The 25461-nt window shown below is 70.8% G+C and carries 25 protein-coding genes and 2 riboswitches; of the genes, 18 read left to right on the forward strand and 7 right to left on the reverse strand.

All coding sequences use genetic code 11. The features are described 5' to 3' along the window. Positions 1–236 precede the first annotated feature (236 nt). The 4 genes from ACWCPM_RS11760 to gcvT all read right to left on the reverse strand — a co-directional run bounded on the left by ACWCPM_RS11760 (position 237) and on the right by gcvT (position 4568). A complete protein-coding gene (locus ACWCPM_RS11760) occupies positions 237–1604 on the reverse strand; it encodes an L-serine ammonia-lyase (RefSeq protein WP_450975977.1) in 1368 nt (455 codons plus the stop codon). A gap of 74 nt (positions 1605–1678) precedes the next feature. Further along, a complete protein-coding gene (gene glyA / locus ACWCPM_RS11765; protein ID WP_450975978.1) occupies positions 1679–2944 on the reverse strand; it encodes a serine hydroxymethyltransferase in 1266 nt (421 codons plus the stop codon). 14 nt (positions 2945–2958) lie between these two features. Further along, on the reverse strand, positions 2959–3336 hold the full coding sequence (gene gcvH, locus ACWCPM_RS11770) for a glycine cleavage system protein GcvH (RefSeq protein WP_450975979.1): 378 nt from the start codon (positions 3334–3336) through the stop codon (positions 2959–2961). Positions 3337–3449: 113 nt separating this feature from the next. After that, a complete protein-coding gene (gene gcvT / locus ACWCPM_RS11775) occupies positions 3450–4568 on the reverse strand; it encodes a glycine cleavage system aminomethyltransferase GcvT (RefSeq protein WP_450975980.1) in 1119 nt (372 codons plus the stop codon). 34 nt (positions 4569–4602) lie between these two features. Continuing rightward, positions 4603–4720, reverse strand: a riboswitch (glycine riboswitch). Next, a riboswitch (glycine riboswitch) is annotated at positions 4721–4820 on the reverse strand. Between the two features lie 222 nt (positions 4821–5042). Between gcvT and ACWCPM_RS11780 the strand changes: the two genes are divergently transcribed. From ACWCPM_RS11780 to ACWCPM_RS11825, 10 genes are all read left to right on the forward strand, one after another. Next, positions 5043–5711, forward strand: a complete 669-nt coding sequence (locus tag ACWCPM_RS11780) for an AAA family ATPase (RefSeq protein WP_450975981.1) — start codon at positions 5043–5045, stop codon at positions 5709–5711. A gap of 72 nt (positions 5712–5783) precedes the next feature. Then, positions 5784–6563, forward strand: a complete 780-nt coding sequence (locus ACWCPM_RS11785; protein WP_450975982.1) for an enhanced serine sensitivity protein SseB — start codon at positions 5784–5786, stop codon at positions 6561–6563. A 158-nt stretch (positions 6564–6721) separates the two neighbouring features. After that, positions 6722–7516, forward strand: a complete 795-nt coding sequence (locus ACWCPM_RS11790; RefSeq protein ID WP_450975983.1) for an enhanced serine sensitivity protein SseB C-terminal domain-containing protein — start codon at positions 6722–6724, stop codon at positions 7514–7516. Positions 7517–7978: 462 nt separating this feature from the next. Then, a complete protein-coding gene (locus ACWCPM_RS11795) occupies positions 7979–9646 on the forward strand; it encodes an ABC transporter substrate-binding protein (protein ID WP_450975984.1) in 1668 nt (555 codons plus the stop codon). A 107-nt stretch (positions 9647–9753) separates the two neighbouring features. Beyond that, on the forward strand, positions 9754–10758 hold the full coding sequence (locus ACWCPM_RS11800; protein WP_450975985.1) for an ABC transporter permease: 1005 nt from the start codon (positions 9754–9756) through the stop codon (positions 10756–10758). A gap of 1 nt (position 10759) precedes the next feature. Next, positions 10760–11716, forward strand: coding sequence for an ABC transporter permease (locus tag ACWCPM_RS11805; RefSeq protein ID WP_450975986.1), 957 nt, complete (start codon positions 10760–10762; stop codon positions 11714–11716). 6 nt (positions 11717–11722) lie between these two features. Beyond that, positions 11723–12727 carry an ABC transporter ATP-binding protein gene (locus ACWCPM_RS11810; RefSeq protein WP_450975987.1) on the forward strand — a complete coding sequence of 335 codons (1005 nt, stop codon included), beginning with the start codon at positions 11723–11725 and terminating at the stop codon, positions 12725–12727. Continuing rightward, positions 12724–14205 carry an oligopeptide/dipeptide ABC transporter ATP-binding protein gene (locus ACWCPM_RS11815; protein WP_450975988.1) on the forward strand — a complete coding sequence of 494 codons (1482 nt, stop codon included), beginning with the start codon at positions 12724–12726 and terminating at the stop codon, positions 14203–14205. The genes ACWCPM_RS11810 and ACWCPM_RS11815 overlap by 4 nt, the downstream gene beginning before the upstream one ends. A 78-nt stretch (positions 14206–14283) precedes the next feature. Next, entirely contained in the window at positions 14284–14979 is a 696-nt protein-coding gene (locus ACWCPM_RS11820; RefSeq protein ID WP_450975989.1) for a trimeric intracellular cation channel family protein, read from the forward strand. A gap of 25 nt (positions 14980–15004) precedes the next feature. Beyond that, the gene (locus tag ACWCPM_RS11825) at positions 15005–15850 is read left to right on the forward strand and encodes a thioesterase family protein (RefSeq protein WP_450975990.1); all 846 of its coding nucleotides are present in this window, start codon (positions 15005–15007) and stop codon (positions 15848–15850) included. A 142-nt stretch (positions 15851–15992) separates the two neighbouring features. Here the strand turns inward: ACWCPM_RS11825 and ACWCPM_RS11830 are convergent, their stop codons facing one another. Next, entirely contained in the window at positions 15993–16616 is a 624-nt protein-coding gene (locus ACWCPM_RS11830; RefSeq protein ID WP_450975991.1) for a TetR family transcriptional regulator, read from the reverse strand. Positions 16617–16731: 115 nt separating this feature from the next. On the opposite strand from ACWCPM_RS11830, the gene ACWCPM_RS11835 reads away from it, so the two are divergent. The 3 genes from ACWCPM_RS11835 (at position 16732) to ACWCPM_RS11845 (ending at position 18488) form a co-directional block, all read left to right on the forward strand. After that, positions 16732–16896 (forward strand): hypothetical protein, encoded by a 165-nt coding sequence (locus tag ACWCPM_RS11835; RefSeq protein ID WP_450975992.1) that lies wholly within the window; start codon positions 16732–16734, stop codon positions 16894–16896. Positions 16897–16912: 16 nt separating this feature from the next. Then, positions 16913–17179: a DUF4190 domain-containing protein gene (locus ACWCPM_RS11840; RefSeq protein WP_450975993.1), complete on the forward strand. Its 267-nt coding sequence runs from the start codon at positions 16913–16915 to the stop codon at positions 17177–17179. 145 nt (positions 17180–17324) lie between these two features. Next, on the forward strand, positions 17325–18488 hold the full coding sequence (locus ACWCPM_RS11845) for a cysteine desulfurase family protein (protein WP_450975994.1): 1164 nt from the start codon (positions 17325–17327) through the stop codon (positions 18486–18488). A 63-nt stretch (positions 18489–18551) separates the two neighbouring features. Here the strand turns inward: ACWCPM_RS11845 and ACWCPM_RS11850 are convergent, their stop codons facing one another. Further along, positions 18552–19220 (reverse strand): N-acetylmuramoyl-L-alanine amidase, encoded by a 669-nt coding sequence (locus tag ACWCPM_RS11850; RefSeq protein ID WP_450975995.1) that lies wholly within the window; start codon positions 19218–19220, stop codon positions 18552–18554. 60 nt (positions 19221–19280) lie between these two features. Here ACWCPM_RS11850 and mnmA point away from each other — a divergent pair, with 60 nt between their 5' ends. Then, positions 19281–20411, forward strand: coding sequence for a tRNA 2-thiouridine(34) synthase MnmA (gene mnmA / locus ACWCPM_RS11855; protein WP_450975996.1), 1131 nt, complete (start codon positions 19281–19283; stop codon positions 20409–20411). A gap of 19 nt (positions 20412–20430) precedes the next feature. Here mnmA and ACWCPM_RS11860 read toward each other — a convergent pair whose 3' ends face one another. Continuing rightward, a complete protein-coding gene (locus tag ACWCPM_RS11860) occupies positions 20431–20778 on the reverse strand; it encodes a DUF427 domain-containing protein (RefSeq protein ID WP_450975997.1) in 348 nt (115 codons plus the stop codon). A gap of 61 nt (positions 20779–20839) precedes the next feature. On the opposite strand from ACWCPM_RS11860, the gene ACWCPM_RS11865 reads away from it, so the two are divergent. Genes ACWCPM_RS11865 through ligA form a run of 4 tightly spaced genes read left to right on the forward strand, consistent with a single transcriptional unit; the run spans position 20840 to position 25347 of the window. Next, positions 20840–21379, forward strand: coding sequence for an LOG family protein (locus ACWCPM_RS11865; RefSeq protein WP_450975998.1), 540 nt, complete (start codon positions 20840–20842; stop codon positions 21377–21379). A gap of 18 nt (positions 21380–21397) precedes the next feature. Continuing rightward, positions 21398–22096 carry an SDR family oxidoreductase gene (locus ACWCPM_RS11870; RefSeq protein WP_450975999.1) on the forward strand — a complete coding sequence of 233 codons (699 nt, stop codon included), beginning with the start codon at positions 21398–21400 and terminating at the stop codon, positions 22094–22096. Positions 22097–22128: 32 nt separating this feature from the next. Further along, the gene (locus ACWCPM_RS11875; protein ID WP_450976000.1) at positions 22129–23136 is read left to right on the forward strand and encodes a methionine synthase; all 1008 of its coding nucleotides are present in this window, start codon (positions 22129–22131) and stop codon (positions 23134–23136) included. Between the two features lie 15 nt (positions 23137–23151). Further along, positions 23152–25347, forward strand: a complete 2196-nt coding sequence (gene ligA, locus ACWCPM_RS11880) for an NAD-dependent DNA ligase LigA (RefSeq protein WP_450976001.1) — start codon at positions 23152–23154, stop codon at positions 25345–25347. Positions 25348–25461: the final 114 nt, after the last annotated feature.

Consider the following 25461-nt stretch of genomic DNA (forward strand, 5'->3'; position numbering starts at 1 on the left):
GGGGGGGCGGCCAGGGCTTCCCTCCAGGACACCCTGGAGGAGGAGACGACGTCAGGAGCGTCGGGTCGGTCGGCCCGTGCCCGGCCCTGAACGAGGGCCTGCGCGCCGGGACATCCCAGGGACTCTTCAGGGACCTTCACGCCTGTTCCCAGGCGTTTCCAGGGACTTCCGCCGCGTGAGGGGGAAGGCCCTGACAGCGCTGAAAGTTACGAACGCGCTGCGCAGGGCCCATTTCCCTAGCACTCGATGATGTTCACCGCGAGGCCGCCGCGGGCCGTCTCCTTGTACTTGACGCTCATGTCGGCGCCCGTGTCCTTCATGGTCTTGATGACCTTGTCGAGGGACACCTTGTGGCTGCCGTCGCCGCGCATCGCCATCTTGGCCGCCGTGACCGCCTTCACCGCGGCCATGCCGTTGCGCTCGATGCACGGGATCTGGACCAGGCCGCCCACGGGATCGCAGGTGAGGCCCAGGTTGTGCTCCATGCCGATCTCGGCGGCGTTCTCCACCTGTTCGGGGCTGCCGCCGAGCACCTCGGCGAGGGCGCCCGCGGCCATCGAGCAGGCGGAGCCGACCTCGCCCTGGCAGCCGACCTCGGCGCCGGAGATCGAGGCGTTCTCCTTGAACAGCATGCCGATCGCGCCCGCCGCGAGCAGGAAGCGGACGACGCCCTCCTCGTCGGCGCCGGGCACGAAGTTCACGTAGTAGTGCAGGACCGCCGGGATGATGCCGGCCGCGCCGTTGGTGGGGGCGGTGACGACCCGTCCGCCGGCCGCGTTCTCCTCGTTCACCGCCATCGCGTACAGCGTGATCCACTCCATGGCGAGGGCCTTCGGGTCGCCCTCGGAGCGCAGCTTGCGCGCGGTGTTGGCGGCGCGGCGGCGCACCTTCAGCCCGCCGGGCAGGATGCCCTCCCGGCTCATGCCGCGCCCCACGCACGCCTGCATGACCTTCCAGATGTCGAGCAGTCCGGAGCGGATCTCCTCCTCGGTGCGCCAGGCGCGCTCGTTCTCCAGCATCAGGGCCGAGATCGACAGGCCCGTCTCCTTCGTCAGGCGCAGCAGCTCGTCGCCCGTGCGGAAGGGGTACTTGAGGACCGTGTCGTCCAGCTTGATGCGGTCCGCGCCGACCGCTTCCTCGTCGACGACGAACCCGCCGCCCACCGAGTAGTACGTCCTGGACAGCAGCTCCGCCCCGGAGGCGTCGTACGCCCACAGCGTCATGCCGTTGGCGTGGTAGGGGAGGGCCTTGCGGCGGTGGAGTTTGAGGTCCCTGTCGAAGTCGAAGGCGATCTCGCGCTCGCCGAGGAGCTGCAGCCGGCCGGCGTTCTTGATCGCCTCCACCCGCTCGTCGGCCGTCTCGACGTCCACCGAGCGCGGTGAGGCGCCCTCCAGACCGAGCAGCACCGCCTTGGGCGTGCCGTGCCCGTGGCCGGTCGCGCCCAGGGAGCCGTACAGCTCGACGCGCAGCGAGGCCACCGAGTCCAGCAGTTCCTCGCCGCGCAGTCGGCCGGCGAACATGCGCGCCGCGCGCATGGGGCCGACCGTGTGGGAGCTGGACGGGCCGATGCCGATCGAGAACAGGTCGAAGACCGAGATGGCCACGGTGACTCCTTGGGGCAGGGGGTGGTGCGGTGGGCTCCACGCCGGTGTGGAGCCCACGGGGTGCATCTGTTGCGTCAGGCCGGGTTGAGGCCGGGGTACAGCGGGTGCTTGTCGGCCAGGGCCTTGACCCGTGCCTTGAGCGCCTCGGCGTCGTACGACGGCTTCAGCGCCTCGGCGATCACGTCCGCGACCTCGGCGAAGTCGTCGGCCGTGAAGCCGCGGGTGGCCAGCGCGGGCGTACCGATCCGCAGTCCGGACGTCACCATCGGGGGGCGAGGGTCGTTCGGGACGGCGTTGCGGTTGACCGTGATGCCGACCTCGTGGAGCCGGTCCTCGGCCTGCTGGCCGTCCAGCTCGGAGTCGCGCAGGTCGACCAGGACCAGGTGCACGTCCGTGCCGCCGGTCAGCACGTCCACGCCGACCGCCTTGGCGTCGTCCCGCACCAGCCGCTCGGCGAGGATGCGTGCGCCGTCCAGCGTACGCCGCTGGCGCTCCTTGAAGTCCTCGGAGGCGGCGACCTTGAAGGCGACGGCCTTCGCGGCGATCACATGCTCCAGCGGGCCACCCTGCTGACCGGGGAAGACGGCCGAGTTGATCTTCTTGGCCAGTTCGGCCGTGGAGAGGATCACACCGCCGCGCGGGCCGCCCAGCGTCTTGTGGGTGGTGGTGGTCACGACATGGGCGTGCGGCACCGGGTTCGGGTGCAGCCCGGCCGCGACGAGACCCGCGAAGTGGGCCATGTCGACCATGAGGTACGCGCCGACCTCGTCGGCGATCCGCCGGAAGGCGGCGAAGTCCAGCTGCCGGGGGTACGCCGACCAGCCGGCAACGATCAGCTTCGGGCGGTTCTCCTTGGCGAGGCGCTCGACCTCGTCCATGTCGACCAGGCCGTCCTCGCCGACGTGGTACGCGACCACGTCGTAGAGCTTGCCCGAGAAGTTGATCTTCATGCCGTGGGTCAGGTGCCCGCCGTGCGCCAGGTTCAGACCCATGATCGTGTCGCCGGGCTTGAGCAGCGCGAACATCGCGGCGGCGTTGGCCTGGGCGCCCGAGTGCGGCTGCACGTTGGCGTGCTCGGCGCCGTACAGCTCCTTGACGCGGTCGATCGCGATCTGCTCGATCACGTCGACGTGCTCGCAGCCGCCGTAGTAGCGCCGGCCGGGGTAACCCTCGGCGTACTTGTTGGTCAGGACGGAGCCCTGCGCCTCCATGACCGCGACCGGAGCGAAGTTCTCCGAGGCGATCATCTCGAGGGTGGACTGCTGGCGGTGCAGCTCGGCGTCGACGGCGGCGGCGACGTCCGGGTCGTACTCGTGCAGCGGGGTGTTCAGGACGGACATGTGGCTACGACTCCTCAGCCGGCGGTGTGGGGGGCGTACTCGTCGGCGGAGAGCAGGTCGGCGGGCTCCTCCGCGATCCGCACCTTGAACAGCCAGCCGCCCTCGAAGGGCGCGGAGTTCACCAGCGACGGGTCGTTCACCACGTCCTCGTTGATCTCGGTGATCTCACCGCTGACCGGGGAGTACAGGTCGCTGACCGACTTGGTCGACTCCAGCTCGCCGCAGGTCTCGCCCGCGGTCACCTGGGAGCCCACCTCGGGGAGCTGGGCGTAGACGACGTCGCCGAGCGCGTTCGCCGCGAACTCGGTGATGCCGACCGTCGAGACGCCGTCCTCGGCGACCGACAGCCACTCGTGCTCCTTGCTGTACCGCAGCTGCTGGGGGTTGCTCATGGGCCTGGATTCTCCTGTACGCGGGGGAGTGCTGTGGAAAGGGGGGGCGCCCGCTCGAACTGTGCGTGAGCAGGCGAAATGTGCCCCGGGTCACATGGACCCGGGTCCAGTGTCTACTTGTGGCGCTTGTAGAACGGCAGCGCCACGACCTCGTACGGCTCGTGGGTGCCCCGGATGTCCACGCCGACTCCCGGCGTGCCCGGAGCCGCGTGCGCGGCGTCGACGTAGGCCATGGCGATGGGCTTGCCGAGCGTGGGGGAGGGGGCGCCGGAGGTGACCTCGCCGATCACCTCGCCGCCGGCGACGACGGCGTACCCGGCGCGCGGCACCCGGCGGCCCTCGGCGATCAGCCCGACGAGGACGCGCGGCGGCTTGGCCTCGGAGCGCGCGGCGGCCTCGGTGAGCGCCTCGCGCCCGACGAAGTCGCCCTCCTTCTCGAACTTCACCACCCGGCCGAGCCCGGCGTCGAAGGGGGTGAGCGAGGTGGTCAGCTCGTTCCCGTAGAGGGGCATGCCGGCTTCCAGGCGCAGTGTGTCCCGGCAGGACAGCCCGCACGGGACCAGTCCGACGCCCGCGCCGGCCTCGGTCAGCGCCTCCCACAGCGCGACGGCGTGCTCCGGCTTCACGAACAGCTCGAAGCCGTCCTCACCGGTGTACCCGGTGCGCGCGATCAGCGCCGGGACGCCCGCGACGGTGCCGGGCAGGCCGGCGTAGTACTTCAGCCCGTCGAGGTCGGCGTCGGTCAGCCGCGCCAGGATGCCGGGCGACTCGGGGCCCTGGACGGCGAGAAGGGCGTAGGCGTCCCGGTCGTCGCGGACGACGGCGTCGAAGCCCTCCGCGCGCGCGGTGAGGGCGTCCAGCACGGTCTGCGCGTTGCTCGCGTTGGCCACGACCATGTACTCGGTGTCGGCGAGCCGGTAGACGATCAGGTCGTCCAGGATGCCGCCGTCGGCCTGGCAGATCATGGTGTAGCGGGCGCGGCCGACGCCGACGGAGGCGATGTTGCCGACGAGCGCGTGGTTCAGGAGCAGGGCGGCCTGCGGGCCGGTGACCGTGATCTCACCCATGTGCGAGAGGTCGAAGAGTCCGGCCTTCGTGCGCACGGCGAGGTGCTCGTCGCGCTCGGAGCCGTAGCGCAGGGGCATGTCCCAGCCGGCGAAGTCGGTCATGGTCGCGCCCAGCGAGCGATGCAGGGCATCGAGCGCGGTGCGACGGGGTGCGGTGCTGCTCATCGGTCGGTCTCCCAAGGCATGACGGCGAGGTCGTTCCTCCCCATCTGTCATCGGAACCTGAGAGGTTCGCCATGACCGTCCCGTGGAAGGAGGGATCATGGTTTGCACCTTGGGTGGAGCCACTGCGGCAGCGGCCCGCTTTTCAGATGTGCCTCGCCCGCGCGGTAACGGGGCCTGAGAGATTCAAGGGAGGGACTTGCTCCTTCGGCGCCCCGGGCACGATGTGCCAGGGAACTCTCCCGCGCGGATTCAAGCGGCCGGTATGCAGTTGGCGGCCACATCATTGCACGCATCGCCCGCGTGCGGCAGGGGGACCTTTCCCCAGGGGACGCACAGCGTCCACGACCGGGCACAGTGTGTTGTAGCAGGCTTGTAGCCGGAACCGGACGGAAACACGTGACGCCCCCGATCACCTTCTCTTTACACTCGACGGGGACGGTGACTCGTGAACCGCCCCAGGGGAGGACGATCACGGTGAACAGGACAACGGCCTACGCGACCACCGCGGGCCTCGCACTGCCCAAGCAGCCGACCGCCCCGGCCCGGGAGGCGTGCGGCGCCCTGCCGTTCCCCGTGGTCCGTGACCTGCGCGACCGTGCGGGCCGCAGCCCGCACGCCCTGCTCTTCGCCCCCCGTGACCTAGTCGTGATCACCGGCCTGCCCGGCAGCGGCAAGTCGACCCTCATGCGGCGCGCGGTCCGCGCCGCGCGCATCGACTCCCAGGACACCCGCGACCGCTGGGACGCCGGGACGCCGCACTGGCTGCCGTACGCGGTGTACCGCCCGCTCGTCCGGCTCGCCCACTACGCGGGGCTGCGCCGCGCCCTGCGCTCCGGCAGGGGCGTCGTCGTCCACGACTGCGGGACGCAGGCATGGGTGCGCGCCTGGCTGGCCCGTGAGGCCCGCCGTCGGGGCGGCACCCTCCACATGCTGCTGCTCGACGTCACCGCCGAGCAGGCGCTGGCGGGCCAGCGCGAGCGCGGCCGGGGTGTCTCGCGGTACGCGTTCCTGCGCCACCGCCGCGCCGCCGCCCGCCTGGTGCGCCGTTCCGAGCGCGGTGACCTGCCCCGTGGTTGCGGCGCCGCGATCCTCCTGGACCGGTCCGCGGCGAACACCCTGCGCAGAATCGGTTTCACGGGCTGACGCCACGGGCGGCGGGGCGGGCGGGTTAGCCTTTTCAGCCGGTAGCACTGGTACGGAGCAGGCGGTAGGCAGATGGACTTCCCGGGGGACTTTCCGGCACAGACGCACCCCCATCCGCACGGCGGATGGCCCGGCAACGAGCTGGAGGAGGTGCTCTCGGCGTCCCTCGGCGTGCCCTCGGCCGGCGCCCGCATCGTCGAGGTGCTCGCCCGTAGCTTCGTCTGGGTGCCGCTGCCGAGCGGCGGCGGACCCGACAGCGGCCCCCTCGACCTGCCCGGCATGGAGATCGACGGCCAGGCGTACGTCCCGGTCTTCAGCTCCGAGGAGCAGTTCCGCCAGGTCGTCGGCTCCCCTATGTCGTTCACCGTCGCCCCCGCCGTCGAGTTCGCCCGCGGCCTGCCCCCGCAGGCGGGCATCGTGGTGAACCCCGGTGGCGTGGTCGGCCTCCCCCTGCCGCCCGCGGCGGTCGCCGAACTCGGCCGGGCCGGCCGCAATCCGCTGGACGGTGCGGCGAGCGGCGGCAGGGTCCGCCTCTTCGAGCCGGACTGGCAGGACGAGCCGGTCGACTTCCTCACGGCGGCGTCCGCGGAGTTCGAGGCCGTCGGCATCGTCACCACGGCCCGCCGCTGCCTGGCGGCCGTCGAGACGGGGCAGCCGGTGCTGTTCGTCGGCGTCGAACTCTCCCAGTGGGAGGGCGATCTGCGCGCCGCCCCGCTGGACGCCCTCGGCCGCGCCCTCGGCCGTGTCCCGGTCCGGTGGCCGGTCAACCTGGTCCTGATGGACGTCGTCCAGGACCCGGTGGTCTCGTGGCTGCGGGAGCGGGTGCGCCCGTTCTACCAGCGGGTCTTGTGACACACCCCGAGGACCGGCGCCCGTGGAGCAGCGCGGGGAACCGCGTGTCCGGCACACGCCTGTCCGCACTCGCGGGAAGACACCGGGTCCTGAGTCGGTGGGCGCCCTTAAGCTAGGGTCACGGCTCGAACAGGGCGTTGCACGAAGGGGCGTAAACAGTGAGCGCTAGCGGCACGGGCACCGCCGCGGCCGGCCAGGTCGAGCACATGCTGCGCCAGGTGACGCCGGGGCGCTACGACGCCTACGAGGCGCTCCTGCGCGCCCTCGCGACCACCGGCTCGGGCCAGATCTGGATGCTGCTGTGGCACGGCCAGGCCGGCAGCCCCGACGCCCAGTACGGGAGCATGGAGGTCGACGGCAACGGCTACGCCCCCTGCGTCACCTCGGCCCAGGAGCTCTCGGCGAGCGGCTGGAACCGCAGTTACGAGGTGGTCGACGGCCTGGACGTGGCCCGCACCCTCTATCCCGACCACTACGGCCTCTGGCTGAACCCGCACGCCCCCGGCGGCGGCGTCGGCATCCCGTGGCTCGACCTGCGCCGGATCGCCACCGGCCTCGACCGCCAGCCGGCCGGGCCCCTGCGGATGTCCGAACCCGGCATCCAGATCCCGCAGTTCTATGCTCTGCTGTCGCAAAACGCCCACCGCACCCCGGTGGTCCGCTCGTTGCGCCGTGCCTGGGTCCAGCCCACGCTCGGGGCGCCGTACCTCGCCATCGGTCTCGACGTGTACGACACCTCCCCGCCCGCCGTGGACTCGGTACGCGCGATGATGCAGCAGTCCATCGGCGCCGTCCCTGACGGCCTGCCGGTGTCGACGGTCGCGATGTCCGACGAGTTCGACCCGGTCGCGATGTGGCTGCGCGCCAACTCCCGTCCCTTCTACGACCGTGAGGCCCACGGGGCGCCGGCGCAGACGGCCCCCCGCGGCTACGGATATCCCCCCTCCCGCTGAGCGTTTTCCGCCCGAAGGTTGTCGAGACCGCCGTGCCGCGCGGCCGATGAGGCGCGGGCGCGGCCGGACACGCTCCGGGCGCTCCGGCCGGAGTCCGCGCTGATCCCGTTCCGCGGTGTCGCCCTGAAGCTGACGGCTTCGCAGCGCTTCTGATTCCCCGTTTGCCTGTTTGGCTTCGGCGAATTCTGCAAAGCTTTCGACGCCGAGCGATGTCGAGTGCCTCGCGTGAGCCGGTGAGTGCATGAGGCAGGCGTCCGACCTGCGGCGCAGCCGAACTAACGTCCGTATCGGGCAACTTGGGTGCAGGCATCCGCGATGTGCCGGAAGCTTCCGTTTTGAGGGGCGTTCAGATCTCAGGTATGTATCACCGCTATGCGGACTGTTCTAGGCTGCCGGTCGCGTCTGTAGTGTGCAGGCGGTCAAGCGTGCATTCCCCCTTGAGGAACCTGGAGTGGCCTCCTTATGCGCATAATCAGATCCCGCGCCGCCAGGGCGATCACGGCCGCGTTGGCGGTCGGTCTGATCGCCACCGGCTGCGCCAGCGAGCGTGACCAGAAGGACGAAGGCGGTGCCAAGGACACCTTCGTGTTCGGTGCCCCCGGCGACCCGAGCTCACTGGACCCGGCGCTCGCCAGCGACGGCGAGACCTTCCGGGTCACCCGCCAGGCCTTCGAGGCTCTGCTGGAGCACGAGTCCGGCGGCTCCAAGCTCGTCGGCGGTCTCGCCGAGACGTGGGAGAGCAACCCCGCGGGCACCGTGTGGACCTTCAACCTCCGCAAGGGCGTGAAGTTCCACGACGGCGAGGCGTTCAACGCCGCCGCCGTGTGCGCCAACTACGACCACTGGTTCAACTGGACGGGCACCTACCAGTCCAGCGCGGTCTCCTACTACTGGCAGACCATCATGGGCGGCTTCGCGAAGAACGAGGACAAGGAGACGCCGGAGGCGAACTACAAGTCCTGCACCGCGAAGGACGAGAACACCGCCGTCATCGAGGTCAAGAAGCCTTCCGCGAACCTGCCGGGCGGCTTCTCGCTGAACGCCCTGGCGATCCACTCGCCGAAGGCCCTCAAGGCGTACGCCCAGCAGGACGCCAGCGCCAAGGGCGACGCGATCACGTACCCCAAGTACAGCCAGGAGGCCGGCACGGTCGCCGGTACCGGCCCGTACAAGATCTCGAAGTGGAACAAGGGCAACAAGGAAGTCACCCTTGAGCGCTTCGACGGCTACTGGGGCGAGAAGGCCAAGGTGAAGAACCTGGTCATCCGCACCATCGACACCGAGGACGGCCGTCGCCAGGCCCTGCAGGCCGGCGACATCAACGGCTATGACCTCGTGGCGCCCGCCGACGTGAAGACCCTCCAGGACGCGGGCTTCCAGGTCCCGACCCGCGGCGTCTTCAACCTCTTCTACCTCGGCATGACCCAGGAGAAGAACCCGGCGCTGAAGAAGAAGGAAGTCCGCCAGGCGATCGCCCACGCGATCGACCGGGAGAACCTGGTCAAGACCCAGCTGCCCGAGGGCGGCAAGGTGGCCACGCAGTTCATGCCGGACACCATCGAGGGCCACTCCGACAAGGTCACCACCTACGCGCACGACCCGGCGAAGGCAAAGCAGTTGCTCGCCAAGGCCGGCGCGAAGAACCTGAAGATCGAGTTCTGCTACCCGACCGAGGTCGCCCGCCCGTACATGCCTGCTCCGCAGGACCTGTTCGAGCTGATGAAGGCCGACCTGGAGGCGGCCGGCATCAAGGTCACCCCGAAGCCGCTGAAGTGGGCCCCGGACTACCTGGACGCCACCGAGGCCGGCAGCTGCGCCCTGCACATGCTGGGCTGGACCGGTGACTTCAACGACGGCTACAACTTCATCGGCACCTGGTTCGCCGGGTACGACAAGCAGTGGGGCTTCAAGAACAAGGCACTCTTCGACGCCGTGAACGCCGGCTCGAAGATGGGTGACGCCGCACAGCGCACCGAGGCCTACAAGAAGGCCAACGAGATGATCATGGACTACCTGCCGGGTCTGCCCATCTCCTCCTCGCCGCCGGCGATCGCCTTCGGCAAGGACGTCAACCCGCCGGCGGTCTCCCCGCTGACGCAGGAGGTCTTCTCCGAGGTCTCCTTCAAGTAGTCCGGAAGTAGTCCGGAGAAAGTAAGCACAGGGTCCGTCCGGCCGCTGACTCGGTGGCCGGACGGACCTGTTCATGAAGGTATCCACGGAAGAAAGGGGCATGCGGGGTGCTGCGTCTCGTCGTACGAAGACTGCTCCAGCTCATTCCCACCCTGCTCGGCCTGTCGGTTCTGCTGTTCCTCTGGCTCAACCGACTTCCCGGCGGACCCGCCTCAGCGATGCTGGGCGAACGGGCCACCGCGGCCGAAGTGGCGCGGATCAACCGCGCGCTGGGACTCGACCAGCCTTTGTACGTTCAGTACTGGCGCTTCCTGAAGCGCATCGCCGAACTCGACCTCGGCACCTCCGTGCAGACCGGACAGCCGGTGTGGGACGAGTTCGTCCTGCGCTTCCCGGCGACCATCGAACTGTCGCTCACCGCCATGTTCATCGCCGTGGTCGTCGGTGTCCCGCTCGGCTACCTGGCCGCCCGCTCGCGCGGTGGATGGCTGGACGTGTCGGCGGTCTCCGGATCGCTCATCGGGATCTGTGTCCCGGTCTTCTTCCTCGCGCTGCTGCTCAAGGGCACGTTCGCCGTCGACCTGGGCCTGTTCCCCAGCTACGGCCGGATGGAGACAGGCCTGGACGCCACCACGGTGACCGGGTTCGCCGTTCTGGACGGCATCCTCACCGGTGAGATCGACGCCTCGCTGGACGCGCTGCACCACCTGGTGCTGCCGGCCATCACCCTGGCCTCGATCCCGCTCGCCGTGATCGTGCGCATGACCCGCGCCAGCGTGCTGGAGGTGCTCAGCGAGGACTACATCCGCACCGCCGAGTCCAAGGGCCTGCGGCGCGGCGTGATCCGCGGCCGGCACGTGCTGCGCAACGCCATGCTCCCGGTGGTCACCGCGGTCGGCCTGCTGACCGGTTCGCTGCTGTCGGGCGCCGTGCTCACCGAGTCCGTCTTCTCCTTCAACGGCATCGGCTCCTTCATCCGGACCGCGATCGACGGGCGTGACTACCCCGTGCTGGTCGGCTTCATCATGTTCATCGCAGTCACCTACGTCCTGATCAACCTGCTGGTGGACGTGGCATACAGCCTCATCGACCCGAGAGTGCGGGTGCACTGACGTGAGCACCACCAAGATCGACAAGATTCAGCGCCTCGCTGAGCTCACCGCGCACAACGAGTCGACGTCCGGCGCGAGCCTGTGGCGTGAGGCCTTCAAGCGGCTGAAGGCCAGCAAGATGGCGATCATCGGCGCCGCCGTGATCGCCGTGTTCGTGGTCCTCGCCATTGTCGGCCCGTGGATCGCCCCGCACACCCCCACAGCGCAGACATGGCGCAGCGAAGTACTGGTGAACTCCGGCCAGTTCGTCGGGCCGCGCGCCGAGAACTGGTTCGGCGTGGACCACTTGGGCCGGGACATGTTCTCGCGCATGCTGATCGGCGCGCGCCAGACGCTGCTCGTGGGTGTCGTCTCGACGCTCATCGGCCTCTCCGTCGGCTTCCTGATCGGCGGCTTCTCCGGCGCCGCGGCCACCCTGGGCGGCTCCACCGGCCGGCAGATCGACTCGTTCATCATGCGCTGCATCGACATGATGCTGGCGCTGCCCTCGCTGCTGCTCGCGGTGTCCGTCGCCGCGGTCATGGGCCAGTCCCTGACCACCGTGATGATCGCCGTGGGTGTCGTCCAGGTACCGATCTTCGCCCGGCTGCTGCGTGGTTCCATGCTGGTCCAGGGCGGTACCGACTACGTGCTGGCCGCACGCTCGCTGGGCGTCCGCCGCCGGCGGATCGTCGCCACCCAGATCATCCCCAACTCGCTCAGCCCGGTGATCGTCCAGGCGACGCTCTCGCTGGCGACCGCGATCATCGAGGCGGCGGCCCTGTCCTACCTGGGCCTGGGCAACCCCGACCCGGCCGTACCCGAGTGGGGTGTGATGCTCTCCCAGGCGCAGCGCTTCTTCGACAACGCGCCGATGATGGCGGTCTACCCGGCGGTCGGCATCGTCATCACCGCCCTGGGCTTCACCCTGCTCGGCGAGGCCATGCGGGAAGCCCTCGACCCGAAGCTGCGAGGCTGAACCACCATGCCACTTCTCACAGTCGACGAACTCACCGTCACCTTCGGCGGCGGGCCAGGCCGCAAGGAGTCCCGCGCGGTCGACGGTGTCTCGTTCACCGTCGACCAGGGCCAGGTCGTGGGCCTGGTCGGCGAGTCCGGCTGCGGCAAGTCCGTCACCTCGCTGGCGTTGATGGGGCTGCTGCCGCGCAAGGGCGTCAAGGTCGGCGGACGGGCAGACTTCGACGGCACCGACCTGCTCACCATGGCCCCGAACAAGCTGCGCGACCTGCGCGGCAGCCGGATCGCCATGATCTTCCAGGACCCGCTGTCCTCGCTGAACCCGGTCGTCCCCATCGGCGTCCAGGTCACCGAGATCCTGGAGCGGCACCGCGGCCTCAAGGGCGAGGCCGCGCGCAAGGAGGCCGCGCACCTGCTGGACCGGGTCGGCATCCCCGACCCCACCCGGCGCCTCAAGGAGTACCCGCACCAGATGTCGGGCGGTATGCGCCAGCGTGCGCTGATCGCCATGGCGGTGGCCTGCGCACCCTCCCTGCTGATCGCCGACGAGCCGACCACGGCCCTCGACGTGACCATCCAGGCCCAGATCCTCGAACTCCTCAAGGAGTTGGTGGACCAGGAGGGCACCGCCCTGCTGATGATCACGCACGACCTCGGCGTGGTGGCCGGTCTCTGCGACCAGGTCAACGTCCTCTACGCGGGTAGGGCCGTGGAGACCGCCGGACGGCGTGAGCTGTTCGCGCACCCCACCCACCCCTACGCGCACGGCCTGCTGGGCTCCATCCCCCGCCTGGACGCGCCGCGCGGCGAGCCCCTCACCCCGGTGCGGGGCTCCATCAACGACCGGATCGCCTGGGCCGACGGCTGTGCCTTCGCCCCGCGCTGCGACCGCTACGAGGCAGACTGCCTCACCGGCGCGCCGCAGCTCACCGAACCCCGCACGGCCGGTCACCAGGTGCGGTGCGTCCACCCCGTACTCGACGACGCCAAGACCGAGGAGGTCCGCGCATGAGCCTGCTCGAACTGGACGGTGTGAAGGTCCACTTCCCGATCAAGAAGGGCGTCTTCTTCGAGAAGACGGTCGGACACGTCCACGCCGTCGACGGAGTCTCCTTCAAGGTCGAGGCGGGCCAGACGTACGGCCTGGTCGGTGAGTCGGGCTGCGGCAAGACCACCCTCGGGCGGGCCGTGCTGCGGCTGGTGGACATCACCGAGGGCGAGGTCGTCCTCGACGGCACCGACCTGGCGAAGCTGCCGGCCGAGGAGATGCGGCGCTTCCGGCGCCGACTGCAGATGGTGTTCCAGGACCCGCTGGGCTCCCTGAACCCCCGGCAGAACATCGAGTCGATCCTGTCCGAGGGCATGCTCGCCCACGGCATCGGCGCCACCCAGGAGGAGCGCCGGGAGAAGATCCAGAAGATCCTCTCCCGTGTCGGACTCCCCGCCAACGCCCTGTCGCGCTACCCGCACGAGTTCTCCGGCGGTCAGCGCCAGCGCATCGGAATCGCACGCGCGCTGGTCCTCGAACCCGACGTGATCATCTGCGACGAGCCGGTCTCCGCGCTGGACGTCTCCATCCAGGCGCAGGTGATCAACCTCCTGGAGGAGCTTCAGGAGGAACTCGGCCTGACCTACCTCGTGATCGCCCACGACCTCGCCGTGGTCCGGCACATCTCGGACGTGATCGGCGTGATGTACCTGGGCGCTCTGGTGGAGGAGGCGCCGAGCGACGCGCTGTACGCCGAACCGCGCCACCCGTACACCAAGGCCCTGATGTCGGCCGTCCCGGTTCCCGACCCGGAGGTGGAGGACCGGCGCGAGCGCATCCTGCTCATCGGTGACCTGCCCTCGCCGGCCAACCCGCCCACCGGATGCCGCTTCCGCACCCGCTGCCCCTGGGCGCAGGAGACGCGCTGCGCGACCGAGCGGCCCGAACTCACCGACGTCGGGGACGGGCACCGGGTGGCCTGCCACTTCGCCGCCGAGATCGCGGCGGGGACGCTGGCGCGGACCTCGGGAGAGGTGGTCTCGGCAGCGCGCGAGGAGATCGTGGACGCGCCCGGGCCCGACGCGGACACCGAGGCGGCCGTGGTCGCCGGTGCCGTGACCGTACCGGAGCAGCCGAAGCCGAAGGACGAGACGCCGGAGGGCGAGACGCCGAAGGCCGAGACGTCCGTGGACGAGGTGCCGGAGGACGAGGCGCCGAAGGGCGAGACGTCTGAGGGCGAGGTGCCGACGGACGAGACGCCGACGGACGACGCGCCGAAGGCCGAGACGTCCGTGGACGAGGCCACGAAGGACGAGGCGCCGAAGGACGAGGCGCCGAAGGACGAGGCGCCGAAGGACGAAGCGCCGAAGGACGAAGCGCCGACGGAAGACGCGCCTGCGGGCGACGCGCCTGAGGGCGGGACCGCGGAAAGCGGCGAGGCGTCCCAGGACGTGACCGCCGAGGTCGACGTGAAGACGGGCGAGGTGGAGAAGGCCTCGTAGTCGTCGCTGAGTGGAGTACCTCGCGGCCCCTGCCTTGTTTTGTAAGGCAGGGGCCGCGCGGCAGGTAAGAATGTCAGGGTGCTCCAGCAACTGTTCACCCCGTCCGTCCAGCACACCCTCGACCTGGTCGGCATCTTCGTCTTCGCGATCTCCGGCGCCCTGCTGGCCGTCCGCAAGAACTTCGACGTCTTCGGCATCGCCGTCCTCGCCGAGGCCACCGCGCTGGGCGGCGGAATTTTCAGGGACCTGATGATCGGCGCCGTACCGCCGGCCGCCTTCACGGACCTGGGGTACTTCCTGACGCCCCTGCTGGCCGCGCTCCTGGTCTTCTTCCTCCATCCGCAGGTGAAGCGCATCCAGTCCGGCGTGAACGTCTTCGACGCGGCCGGGCTCGGCCTCTTCTGCGTCGCGGGTACGACCAAGGCGTACGAGTACGGACTCGGCCTGCACGCCTCCGTGGCCCTCGGCCTCGCCACCGCGGTCGGCGGCGGCGTCCTGCGCGACGTCCTCGCCAACGAGGTGCCGTCCCTGCTGCGCTGGGACCGCGATCTGTACGCCGTCCCGGCGATCGTCGGTGCCACGATGGTCGCCCTGTGCATCCGCTACGACGCCCTCAACCCGGTGACCAGCACGCTCGCCGCTGCCACCGCCTTCGTGCTGCGACTGCTGGCGATGCGCTACCACTGGCGGGCGCCACGCGCGTGGAACCGTCGCTCTACGGTGCGCGAGGAGGAGGCGCCGCCGCGACACCCGGGCACCAAAGCTACCGCTTAGTAGTTTGTTGTTGTAGCGTACCGCCATGGCTCAGGCATCCCAGGCGACCATCGGCAACAGCGAGTTCGACCGCGACACGGCCGTCGTCCGTCGCTCCGAGGGCGTCTACGACATCGACCTCTCCGCGGGCTGGACCATCATCAGCGCCGTCAACGGCGGCTATCTGCTGGCCGTCCTGGGCCGGGCGCTCTCCGACGCCCTGCCGCACCCGGACCCGTTCACGATCTCCGCGCACTACCTGACCGCGTCCCAGCCGGGCCCCGCGGTCGTCCGTACCGAGGTCGTCCGCTCCGGCCGCACCCTCTCCACCGGCCAGGCCTCGCTCCTCCAGTACGACGACCAGGGCCGCGAGGTCGAGCGGATCCGCGTCCTCGCCTCCTACGGCGACCTCGGCGCCTTGCCCGATGACGTCCGCACGTCCGCGCGGCCGCCCGCGATCCCGCCGATCGAGCACTGCTTCGGCCCCGACGACGGGCCCGCCCCCGTCGACGGCAGTTCGGCGATCACCGACCGGCTGATGCTCAAGCTCGACCCGTCCACCCTGGGCTGGGCGCTGGGCGCTCCGTCCGGCAAGGGGGAGATGCGGGCGTGGTTCGGCCTCAAGGACGGCCGGGACGCCGATCCCTTCTCGCTGCTGCTCGCCGTGGACGCCCTGCCGCCCACCGCCTTCGAGCTCGGAATCTCCGGCTGGGTACCCACGGTCGAGCTGACCGCGCACATCCGGTGCCGGCCGGCGCCGGGCCCGCTGCGGGTGGCCGTCACCACGCGCAATCTGGCGGGCGGGTTCCTGGAGGAGGACGCCGAGGTCTGGGACAGCGCCGACCGGCTGGTGGCGCAGTCCCGGCAGCTGGCCCGGGTGCGGCTGCGCTGATGTGCGCCGTGTTCCGGGTGCGGCTGCGCTGACGTGCGCCGTGTTCCGGGTGCGGCTGCGCTGACGTGCGCCGCGTTCCAGGTGCGCGGCGGTCCGTGCGCGCCGAGTTCCGGAGCGGTCGCGCGGCCCGGCGGCCGGGCCCTCAGTCCAGCCAGTGGGCGCGGCCCCTGCTGATCAGCCGTAGCCTGCTGTTCGCCACCCGGGCGACCCGCCGCTGCTCCTCCTCGGAGTCGAGGGCCTCCAGGAAGAGTGCCGCCGTGACCAGCATCTGGTCGACGTAGAGCCCCGCGAGCATCAGCAGATCGTCCTCGCTCCAGCCGCCGGACGCGCGGTCCTTGGCCAGTTCGGCCTTCACCTCCTCGGTGAACAGCGTCAGCTGGCCGCGGATGGCCTCGCGCACCGGCTGCACCCCGCCGTGCTGCTCGCGGGCGAGGAACCGTGCATGGGCGGGGTGCGCCCGCACATGGCCGTGGATCAACTCCACCGCGCGCGCGATGCGTTCCTCGCTGTCGCCGGTCGTGGCCACGATGGTCCGGATCGTCGGGTGCAGGCTGCCCAGCGCCTCCTCGACCAGTGCCACCCCGAGATCGGCGGTGGAGCGGAAGTGCCGGTAGAAGGCGGTCGGGGCGACACCGACCGCGCGGGTGACCTCGCGCAGGCCCAGGCTGCTCAGGCTCTGCTCCTCCAGCAGCTCCAACGCGGCGTCCAGGAGCGCCTGCCGGGTCTTCTGCTTCTGTGCCTGCCGGATACCGAGGGTGTGACTCATGCCATGTAGTTAACAACTGTTCTCTGGAATTGGAAAGCCGCCGGGCGCGCTAGGCTCACCAGTCAGTGAACAGATGTACCTACAACCGTTCACCGAAGCGGAGGGGACTCGTCCCATGCTCTTCCTGGTCGCCGCACTTCTGCTGCTCGGCGCGGTCCTGGGCACCGTGGCCCACGCGCCGATCGGCGTCACGCTCGTCATGGCTGCCGTGATCGCCACCTGGCTCGCCGTCTTCACGCTCCGCGAGCGGCACGGCCGCCGCCGGACCCCGACCCACTGACCGCCGGGAGCCCACCATGCACCTGACCGCACAGGCCGGGCGCCGCACCGGCGTCCGCGACCCCGACGGCATGGCCGTCGCGTCCTTCGTCCTCGGCCTCCTGGGCCTGCTCGTCCTCAATCTCCTCCTGGGCCCCATCGCCATCGCCCTGGCGACCGTCGCCCTGTGGCGTGGCACCGGGCGCCGCTTCCGCGCCTTCCTCGGCCTGGGGCTCGGCATCGCCGACCTGGTGGTCCTGGCGGCGTTCATGCAGGTAAACAACTCCGTCTCGTGGAGCTTCTGACGCCGCGTACGCGTGACGCGGCGCGCCGGCCGGGCGCGTCGCCCCCCGCGCCGGAGGGCCGGGAGCGACGCGCGGGCGCCGACCGCGATCCGGTCCCACCTCACCCGTGGCCCAGGGGAGGTCGCGCCGTAGAATCGGCGTCACCATGGCATACCTCGACCACGCCGCGACCACCCCCATGCTCCCGGAGGCGGCAGAGGCACTGACCGCCCACCTGCGCAGTACGGGTAACGCCTCCTCCCTCCACGCTTCCGGCCGCAAGGCCCGCCGCGCCGTCGAGGAAGCCCGCGAGACCCTCGCGGAAGCCCTCGGCGCCCGTCCCAGCGAGGTGGTCTTCACCTCGGGCGGCACCGAGGCCGACAACCTGGCGGTCAAGGGCCTGTACTGGGCCCGCCGCGCCGCGGACCCGGCGCGCACCCGGGTCCTGTCCAGTCCCGTCGAGCACCACGCCGTTCTGGACGCCGTCCACTGGCTCGGCGAACACGAGGGCGCCACCGTCGAGTACCTTCCGGTCGACCCGCACGGCCGGGTCGCCCCCGAGGCGCTGCGCGAGGCCATCGCCCGCAACCCCGACGATGTCGCCCTCGTCACCGTCATGTGGGCGAACAACGAGATCGGCACCGTGCTGCCGATCCGTGAACTCACCGAGGTCGCGGCCGAGTTCGGCGTACCCGTGCACTCCGACGCCGTCCAGGCCTTCGGTCAGCTCCCCGTCGGCTTCGCCGGCTCGGGCCTCGCCGCGATGACCGTCTCCGGGCACAAGATCGGCGGCCCGTACGGCATCGGCGCGCTGCTCCTGAGCCGTGAGTGCAGCCCCGTGCCGGTGCTGCACGGCGGCGGCCAGGAACGGCACGTCCGCTCCGGCACCCTCGACGTCCCCGCCATCGCCTCCTTCGCCGTCGCCGGCCGTCATGCCGCCGCGCACCGCGAGGAGTTCGCCCGCGAGGTCGGCGCCCTGCGCGACAGCCTGATCGACGTGGTCCGCGCGGCCGTGCCGGACGCGATCCTCGGCGGCGACCCGGAGCACCGCCTCCCGGCCAACGCCCACTTCACCTTCCCCGGCTGCGAAGGCGACTCGCTGCTGCTGCTCCTCGACGCCCAGGGCATCGAGTGCTCGACCGGCTCCGCCTGCACCGCCGGTGTCGCCCAGCCCAGCCACGTCCTGCTCGCCACCGGCACCGATCCCGATCTGGCCCGCGGCACCCTGCGCTTCTCCCTCGGCCACACCTCCACGGCCGCCGACGTCGAGGCGGTCGGCAAGGCCATCGGACCGGCGGTGGAGCGCGCCCGGGCGGCGGGGCTGACCTGAACCGCCGCCCCGCTGAGCGCCGACCTGAACCGCTGAACCCCGACCAGGGCCGCTGAACCCGTGTCAGGCCGGTGTCGCGGTCCGGCCCGCCTCCCGTACCAGGCGCATGTACCGGTCCCAGTCCCAGTGCTCCCCGGGGTCGGTGTGGTCCGTCCCCGGCACCTCGACGTGGCCGATGATGTGCTCGCGGTCCACGGGTATGCCGTAGCGCCGGCATATCCCGGCCGTGAGCCGGGCCGACGCGGCGTACATCGCGTCCGTGAAGTCCTGCGGGCGGTCCACGAAACCGGCGTGCTCGATGCCGACGCTGCGTTCGTTGTAGTCGCGGTTGCCCGCGTGGTACGCCACGTCCAGCTCGCGGATCATCTGCGCGATGTGGCCGTCGTCACGGACGATGTAGTGGGAGGCCGCGCCGTGCCCCGGGTCCTGGAAGACCTTCACCGCGCTGTCGAAACTGCCCTGGGTGACATGGACGACCACCATGTCGATCGTGTAGTCGGCCGGGCGGTCCGCCCGCCGCCAGTTCGCCGACGAGGCCGCCACCCAGCGCGCGCCCCTGTAGTCGACGGCCCCCTCGACCCGGGGTTTCTCCACGCCGGGGACCTGCCACCACAGCCGCGCCAGCTCGTCGCGTGCCAGCACGGCGCCCGTGCCCACCACGGCCGCGGCCCCGCCGACGATCAGCGCGCGCCGTCCGATCCGCGGGCCCGGGTCGCCCTTCTTCTGCTCCATGTGATCGAGAACGGATACTCGCGGTCCCCGGTTCCCGCCTCCCCGTACCCTGGAAGGGTTATGACTGACACCCCGCAGCCCCTCCGCCCCCTCCGTGTCCTCGCCGCCATGTCCGGCGGTGTGGACTCAGCCGTCGCCGCCGCCCGCGCGGCCGAGGCGGGACACGACGTGACCGGAGTCCACCTCGCGCTCTCCGCGAACCCGCAGTCCTTCCGCACGGGCGCGCGGGGCTGCTGCACCATCGAGGACTCCCGCGACGCCAGCCGCGCGGCGGACGTCATCGGCATCCCGTTCTACGTCTGGGACCTCGCCGACCGCTTCCGCGAGGACGTCGTCGAGGACTTCGTCGCCGAGTACGAGGCCGGGCGCACGCCCAACCCCTGCCTGCGATGCAACGAGAAGATCAAGTTCGCCGCGCTGCTGGACAAGGCGCTCGCCCTGGGCTTCGACGCCGTCTGCACGGGCCACTACGCCCAGGTGATCGTGCACGAGGACGGTTCCCGGGAACTGCACCGCGCCTCCGACATGGCGAAGGACCAGTCGTACGTCCTCGGAGTGCTGGACGAGCGGCAGCTCGCGCACGCGATGTTCCCGCTCGGCGACACCCTCACGACGAAGGACGAGATCCGTGCCGAGGCCGAGCGCCGGGGCCTCGCGGTCGCCAAGAAGCCGGACTCGCACGACATCTGCTTCATCGCCGACGGCGACACCCAGGGGTTCCTGGCGGACCGGCTCGGCCGGGCCGAGGGCGACATCGTCGACGAGTCCGGCAGCAAGATCGGTACGCACGAGGGCGCGTACGGCTTCACGATCGGCCAGCGCAAGGGCCTCAGGATCGGCACCCCGGCGTCCGACGGCAAGCCGCGCTACGTCCTCGACATCTCTCCCGTGACCAACACGGTGACGGTGGGCCCCGCGTCCGCCCTGGACGTAGGCGCCCTGACCGCCGTCAAGCCCCGCTGGTGCGGCACCGCGCCCAGCGGCTCCGGCGTCTACACCGCGCAGCTGCGCGCCCACGGCGGCGAGACCGAGGTGACCGCCGAACTCCTCGACGGCGAGCTGCGCGTCCGCTTCACCGAGCCGGTCCGCGGCGTGGCCCCGGGCCAGGCGATCGTGCTCTACGACGGCACGCGCGTGGTCGGCTCGGCGACGATCGCCTCGACCACACGCGTGCCGGCGGGGGTGGCCTGAACCGGACGGTTCAGGCCGGCTACGCCTCGCTTCCGACCGTCTCCACCTCGTAGAAGCAGAGGTGGTCCTTGAGCGCGGCCACGTCCGGCTTCGGCTCCGGGTAGCCCCAGACCAGGTCCGGCGCGTCGGGGAGCGACCAGTAGGACGCGGTGCCCTTGAAGGGACAGCGGGTGTGCGTCTCGGAGGGCGTCAGCAGATCGAGCCGGACGTCCTGCGGCGGGAAGTAGTAGCGCACGGGGCAGCCCGTCTCCCGCAGGAGCAGCGGCCGGTCGCTCTCCGCCAGCACCTGCCCGTCCCGGACGACGCGCACGCGCTCCGTGCCCTGCTCGATGGTGATCGTGTGGCCTCGGGTGCTGTTCTGAGTCATGTACGGAGAGCACTCGCGCAGCGCTGGTTCTTCCCTCGTTCCTCCCTCGTACGGTGGATCCATGAACATCTGCGTCTTCCTCTCCGCCGCCGACCTCGACGACCGCTACACCCGTCCCGCGCGCGAGTTCGCGAAGCTGCTGGGCAAGGGCGGGCACACCCTGGTGTGGGGCGGCTCGGACGTCGGCCTGATGAAGGTCGTCGCCGACGGCGTGCAGGAGGCGGGCGGACGCCTCGTGGGCGTCTCCGTGCGGTTCCTGGCGGCCACGGCGCGCGACGGCGTCGACGAGATGGTGATCGCCGAGGACCTCGCCGAACGCAAGCGGCTGCTCCTGGAGAAGTCCGACGCCGTGGTGGTCATGGTGGGCGGCACCGGCACGCTGGACGAGGCCACCGAGATCCTGGAGCTGAAGAAGCACGGCCACACCGACAAACCGGTGGTGCTGCTGAACACGGCGGGCTTCTACGACGGGCTGAAGGAGCAGTTCCGCCGTATGGAGGACGAGGGGTTCCTGCCCCGGCCGCTGGGCGACCTGGTGTTCTTCGCGGAGGAGCCGCTGGGGGCGCTGGCGTACCTGGAGGAGAGCCGGGGCGTCGCCTGACGCGGCGAGGGTGCGAGCATGGCGGGCATGCCTACACATGTGATCACCGGGGCGGGTTCCGGCATCGGCGCGGCCGTGGCCCGCCGGCTGCACGCGCGCGGGGACGACCTCGTGCTGCACGCGCGCGACGCCGGCCGCGCCAAGGAACTGGCCGCCGAGTTCCCCGGGGCGAGGACCCTCGTCGGTGACCTCTCCGACCCCGACCGGCTGAGCTGGGCGCTCTCCCACCAGACGCTGCCGGACCGGGTCGACTCCCTGCTGCACAGCGCCGGCGTGGTCGACCTCGGCCCGGTCGGCGACCTCACCCCCAAGACCTGGCATCACCAGCTCGACGTCAACCTCGTCGCCCCCGCCGAACTCACCCGCCTCCTGCTGCCCCAACTGCGCGCCGCCCAGGGCCATGTGCTGTTCGTGAACTCGGGTGCGGGGCTGAACGCCCACGCCGACTGGTCCGCGTACGCCGCCTCCAAGCACGGTCTGAAGGCCCTGGCCGACTCCCTGCGCCACGAGGAGCACGCGCACGGTGTCCGCGTCACCTCGGTCTACCCCGGCCGCACCGCCGGCCCGATGCAGGTCAGGGTCCACCAGCAGGAGGGCAAGGAGTACGACCCCACGCAGTGGATCGACCCGGAGTCCGTCGCCACCACCGTCCTGATGGCACTGGACCTGCCGAGGGACGCCGAGGTGAACGACCTGACGGTGCGGCCCGGGCGGTGAGAGGCGCGGCGTTCGTTCCGTAGGCTGCCCGGGTGAGTGAAAACAGCCAGTTCCGCTTCGGTGCGGCCACCGGGGTCGGCTCCCTGCCCGGTGGGGACGCCCGAGAGGCCGCCAAGACCGCCACCGGATCCTTCGAGGACTTCCCGTTCCTGCCCGAGCTGCCCGCCCGGGGGCCCGGCGCCGACATGATCGGGCGGACCGCCGGGATGCTCGTCGAGCTCTACGCGCGCGTGGAGCCCAGTGGCTGGCGGCTCGGGGACCGGCCGGGCCGGGACACCAAACGGGCGTGGTCGTGGCTCGGCGAGGACCTGGACGCCCTGGAGGAGTTCACCCAGGGGTACGAGGGCCCGCTGAAGGTGCAGGCCGTCGGGCCCTGGACGCTGGCCGCGACGCTGGAGCTGAGGAACGGCGAGGCGGTCCTGTCCGACCCCGGCGCCTGCCGCGACCTCGCCGCCTCCCTCGCCGAGGGACTGCGCCTGCATCTCGCCGAGGTCCGCCGGCGCGTCCCCGGCGCCCATCTCGTGCTCCAGCTCGACGAGCCGTCCCTCACCGCCGTACTGCGCGGCCAGGTCCGCAGCGCCAGCGGCTACCGCACCCACCGCGCCGTGGACCGGCAGCTCGCCGAGGCCGGCTTGCGCGAGGTCGTCGGGACGCACGCCGGGGGCCCGGTCGTGATCCATTCCTGCGCCCCCGACGTCCCGTTCGCGCTGCTGCGCCGGGCCGGGGCCGCCGCGGTCTCCTTCGACTTCTCCCTGCTCACCGAGCGTGACGACGATGCGATCGGCGAGGCCGTGGAGGGCGGTACGCGGCTGTTCACCGGTGTCGTGCCGGGCACGGACGGCCCGTTGTCGGACCCTGCCGGTAGCGTCATGGGTGTCAGGACGCTCTGGCGCAGGCTGGGGCTGTCTCCGGGGCTTCTCGCGGAGGCGGTCACGGTGACGCCGGCGTGCGGACTCGCGGGCGCTTCCCCCGAGTACGCGCGCCAGGCCCTCGCCCACTGCGTCCGGGCGGCGAGATCCCTCGCGGACAACCCTGAGTAACGGGAGGACGATACGGTGGCCGGCGACAAGCAAGCGGAGTCCACAGCGGTACCCGCCGAGGCACGGGAGCGGCACGCGCGGCTCGCCGAGCAGGTCGAGGAGCACCGCTTCCGGTACTACGTGAAGGACGCTCCCGTCGTCAGCGACGCGGAGTTCGACCAGCTGCTGCGCACCCTGGAGCAGTTGGAGGAGGAGCACCCGGAGCTGCGTACCCCGGACTCGCCGACCCAGAAGGTGGCCGTCGAGTACGAGACCGACCTCGCCGAGGTCGAGCACCGCGAGCGCATGCTCTCCCTCGACAACGTCTTCGACGACGCCGGGCTCGCCGCCTGGGCCGACCGTGTGGCCAAGGACGTCGGCACGTCCGAGTACCACCTGCTGTGCGAGCTCAAGGTCGACGGCCTCGCCGTGAACCTGACGTACGAGGACGGCAGGCTCACCCGCGCGGCCACCCGGGGCACCGGGCGGACCGGCGAGGACATCACAGCCAACGTGATGACGATCGCGGAGATCCCGCACCGGCTGAACGGCGACCGGGTCCCTCGGCTCGTCGAGATCCGCGGCGAGGTCTACTTCCCGATGGAAGCCTTCCAGGACCTCAACGCCCGCCGGATCGCGGCCGGGGAGAAGCCGTACTCCAACCCCCGCAACTCCGCCTCGGGTTCGCTGCGTCAGAAGGATCCGAAGGTCACGGCCACCCTGCCCCTGCACATGGTGGTGCACGGCATCGGCGCCCTGGAGGGCTTCGAGGGTCTCACCCGGCTCTCCGAGGCGTACGAGCTGCTCAAGACCTGGGGCCTGCCCACGTCCTCGTACAACAGGGTGGTCGACGACCTCGGCGGCGTACGGGAGTTCATCGCGTACTACGGCGAGAACCGCCACTCCGTGAAGCACGAGATCGACGGTGTGGTCGTCAAGCTGGACGAGATCCGCCTCCAGGGCAGGCTCGGCTCGACCTCGCGCGCCCCGCGCTGGGCGATCGCTTACAAGTACGCGCCGGAAGAGGTCAACACCAAGCTCGTCAACATCCGCGTCGGTGTCGGCCGCACCGGCCGCGTCACGCCCTACGCGCAGGTCGAGCCGGTGACGGTGGCCGGCTCGGAGGTCGAGTTCGCCACCCTGCACAACCAGGACGTCGTCAGGGCCAAGGGCGTCCTCATCGGGGACACCGTGGTGCTGCGCAAGGCCGGTGACGTCATCCCCGAGATCCTCGGCCCGGTCGTCGACCTGCGCGACGGCAGCGAGCGCGAGTTCGTCATGCCCTCCGAGTGCCCCGAGTGCGGTACGACGCTCAAGCCGATGAAGGAGGGCGACATCGACCTGCGCTGCCCGAACTCCCGTGCCTGCCCCGCACAGTTGCGTGAGCGGCTGTTCTATCTGGCGGGCCGCAAGGCGCTGGACATCGAGCAGTTCGGCTACGTCGCCGCGGCCGCCCTCACCAAGCCCCTGGAGCCGGCGGAGCCGCCGCTGAAGGACGAGGGCGATCTGTTCGACCTCACGGTCGAGCAGCTGCTGCCCATCACGGCGTACGTCCTGGACCAGGACAGTGGCCTGCCCAAGCGCGACCCCAAGACCGGTGAGGAGAAGGTCGTCACGGTCTTCGCCAACCAGCAGGGCGAGCCGAAGAAGAACGCGCTCGCGATGCTGGAGAACATCGCGGCGGCCAAGGAGCGTCCCCTCGCCCGTGTGCTGACCGGCCTGTCGATCCGTCATGTCGGCCCGGTCGCGGCCGAGGCGCTGGCCCGTGAGTTCCGTTCCGTCGACCGCATCGAGCAGGCCACCGAGGAGGAACTGGCCACCACCGACGGGGTCGGCCCGATCATCGCCGCCTCGCTCAAGGAGTGGTTCGCCGAGGACTGGCACCGCGAGATCATCCGCAAGTGGAAGGCCGCCGGAGTCCGATTGGAGGAGGAGGCCACCGGCGAGGACGAGGGCCCTCGCCCCCTCGAAGGCCTCACGGTCGTCGTCACCGGAACGCTCGAACACTTCACACGCGACGGGGCGAAGGAGGCGCTCCAGACCCGGGGTGCCAAGGTGACCGGGTCGGTCTCGAAGAAGACGTCGTTCGTCGTCGTGGGCGACAACCCCGGATCGAAGCACGACAAGGCGATGCAGCTCAAGGTGCCCGTCCTGAACGAGGACGGGTTCAACGTCCTGCTGGAGCAGGGTCCTGAGGCGGCGTCGGAGGTGGCACTTCCGACCGGCGAGTAGCGGTTGAGGAACACCTGATCGGCGCATACCAGATGCATACGGGCGGGCGGGGTGCATTCGGGCAACCGTCGACGACCGCTGCCCGTGGAAGCCTTCTGCGGCCTACTGTTGAGG

The sequence above is a fragment of the Streptomyces sp. NPDC002309 genome, assembly GCF_053593375.1.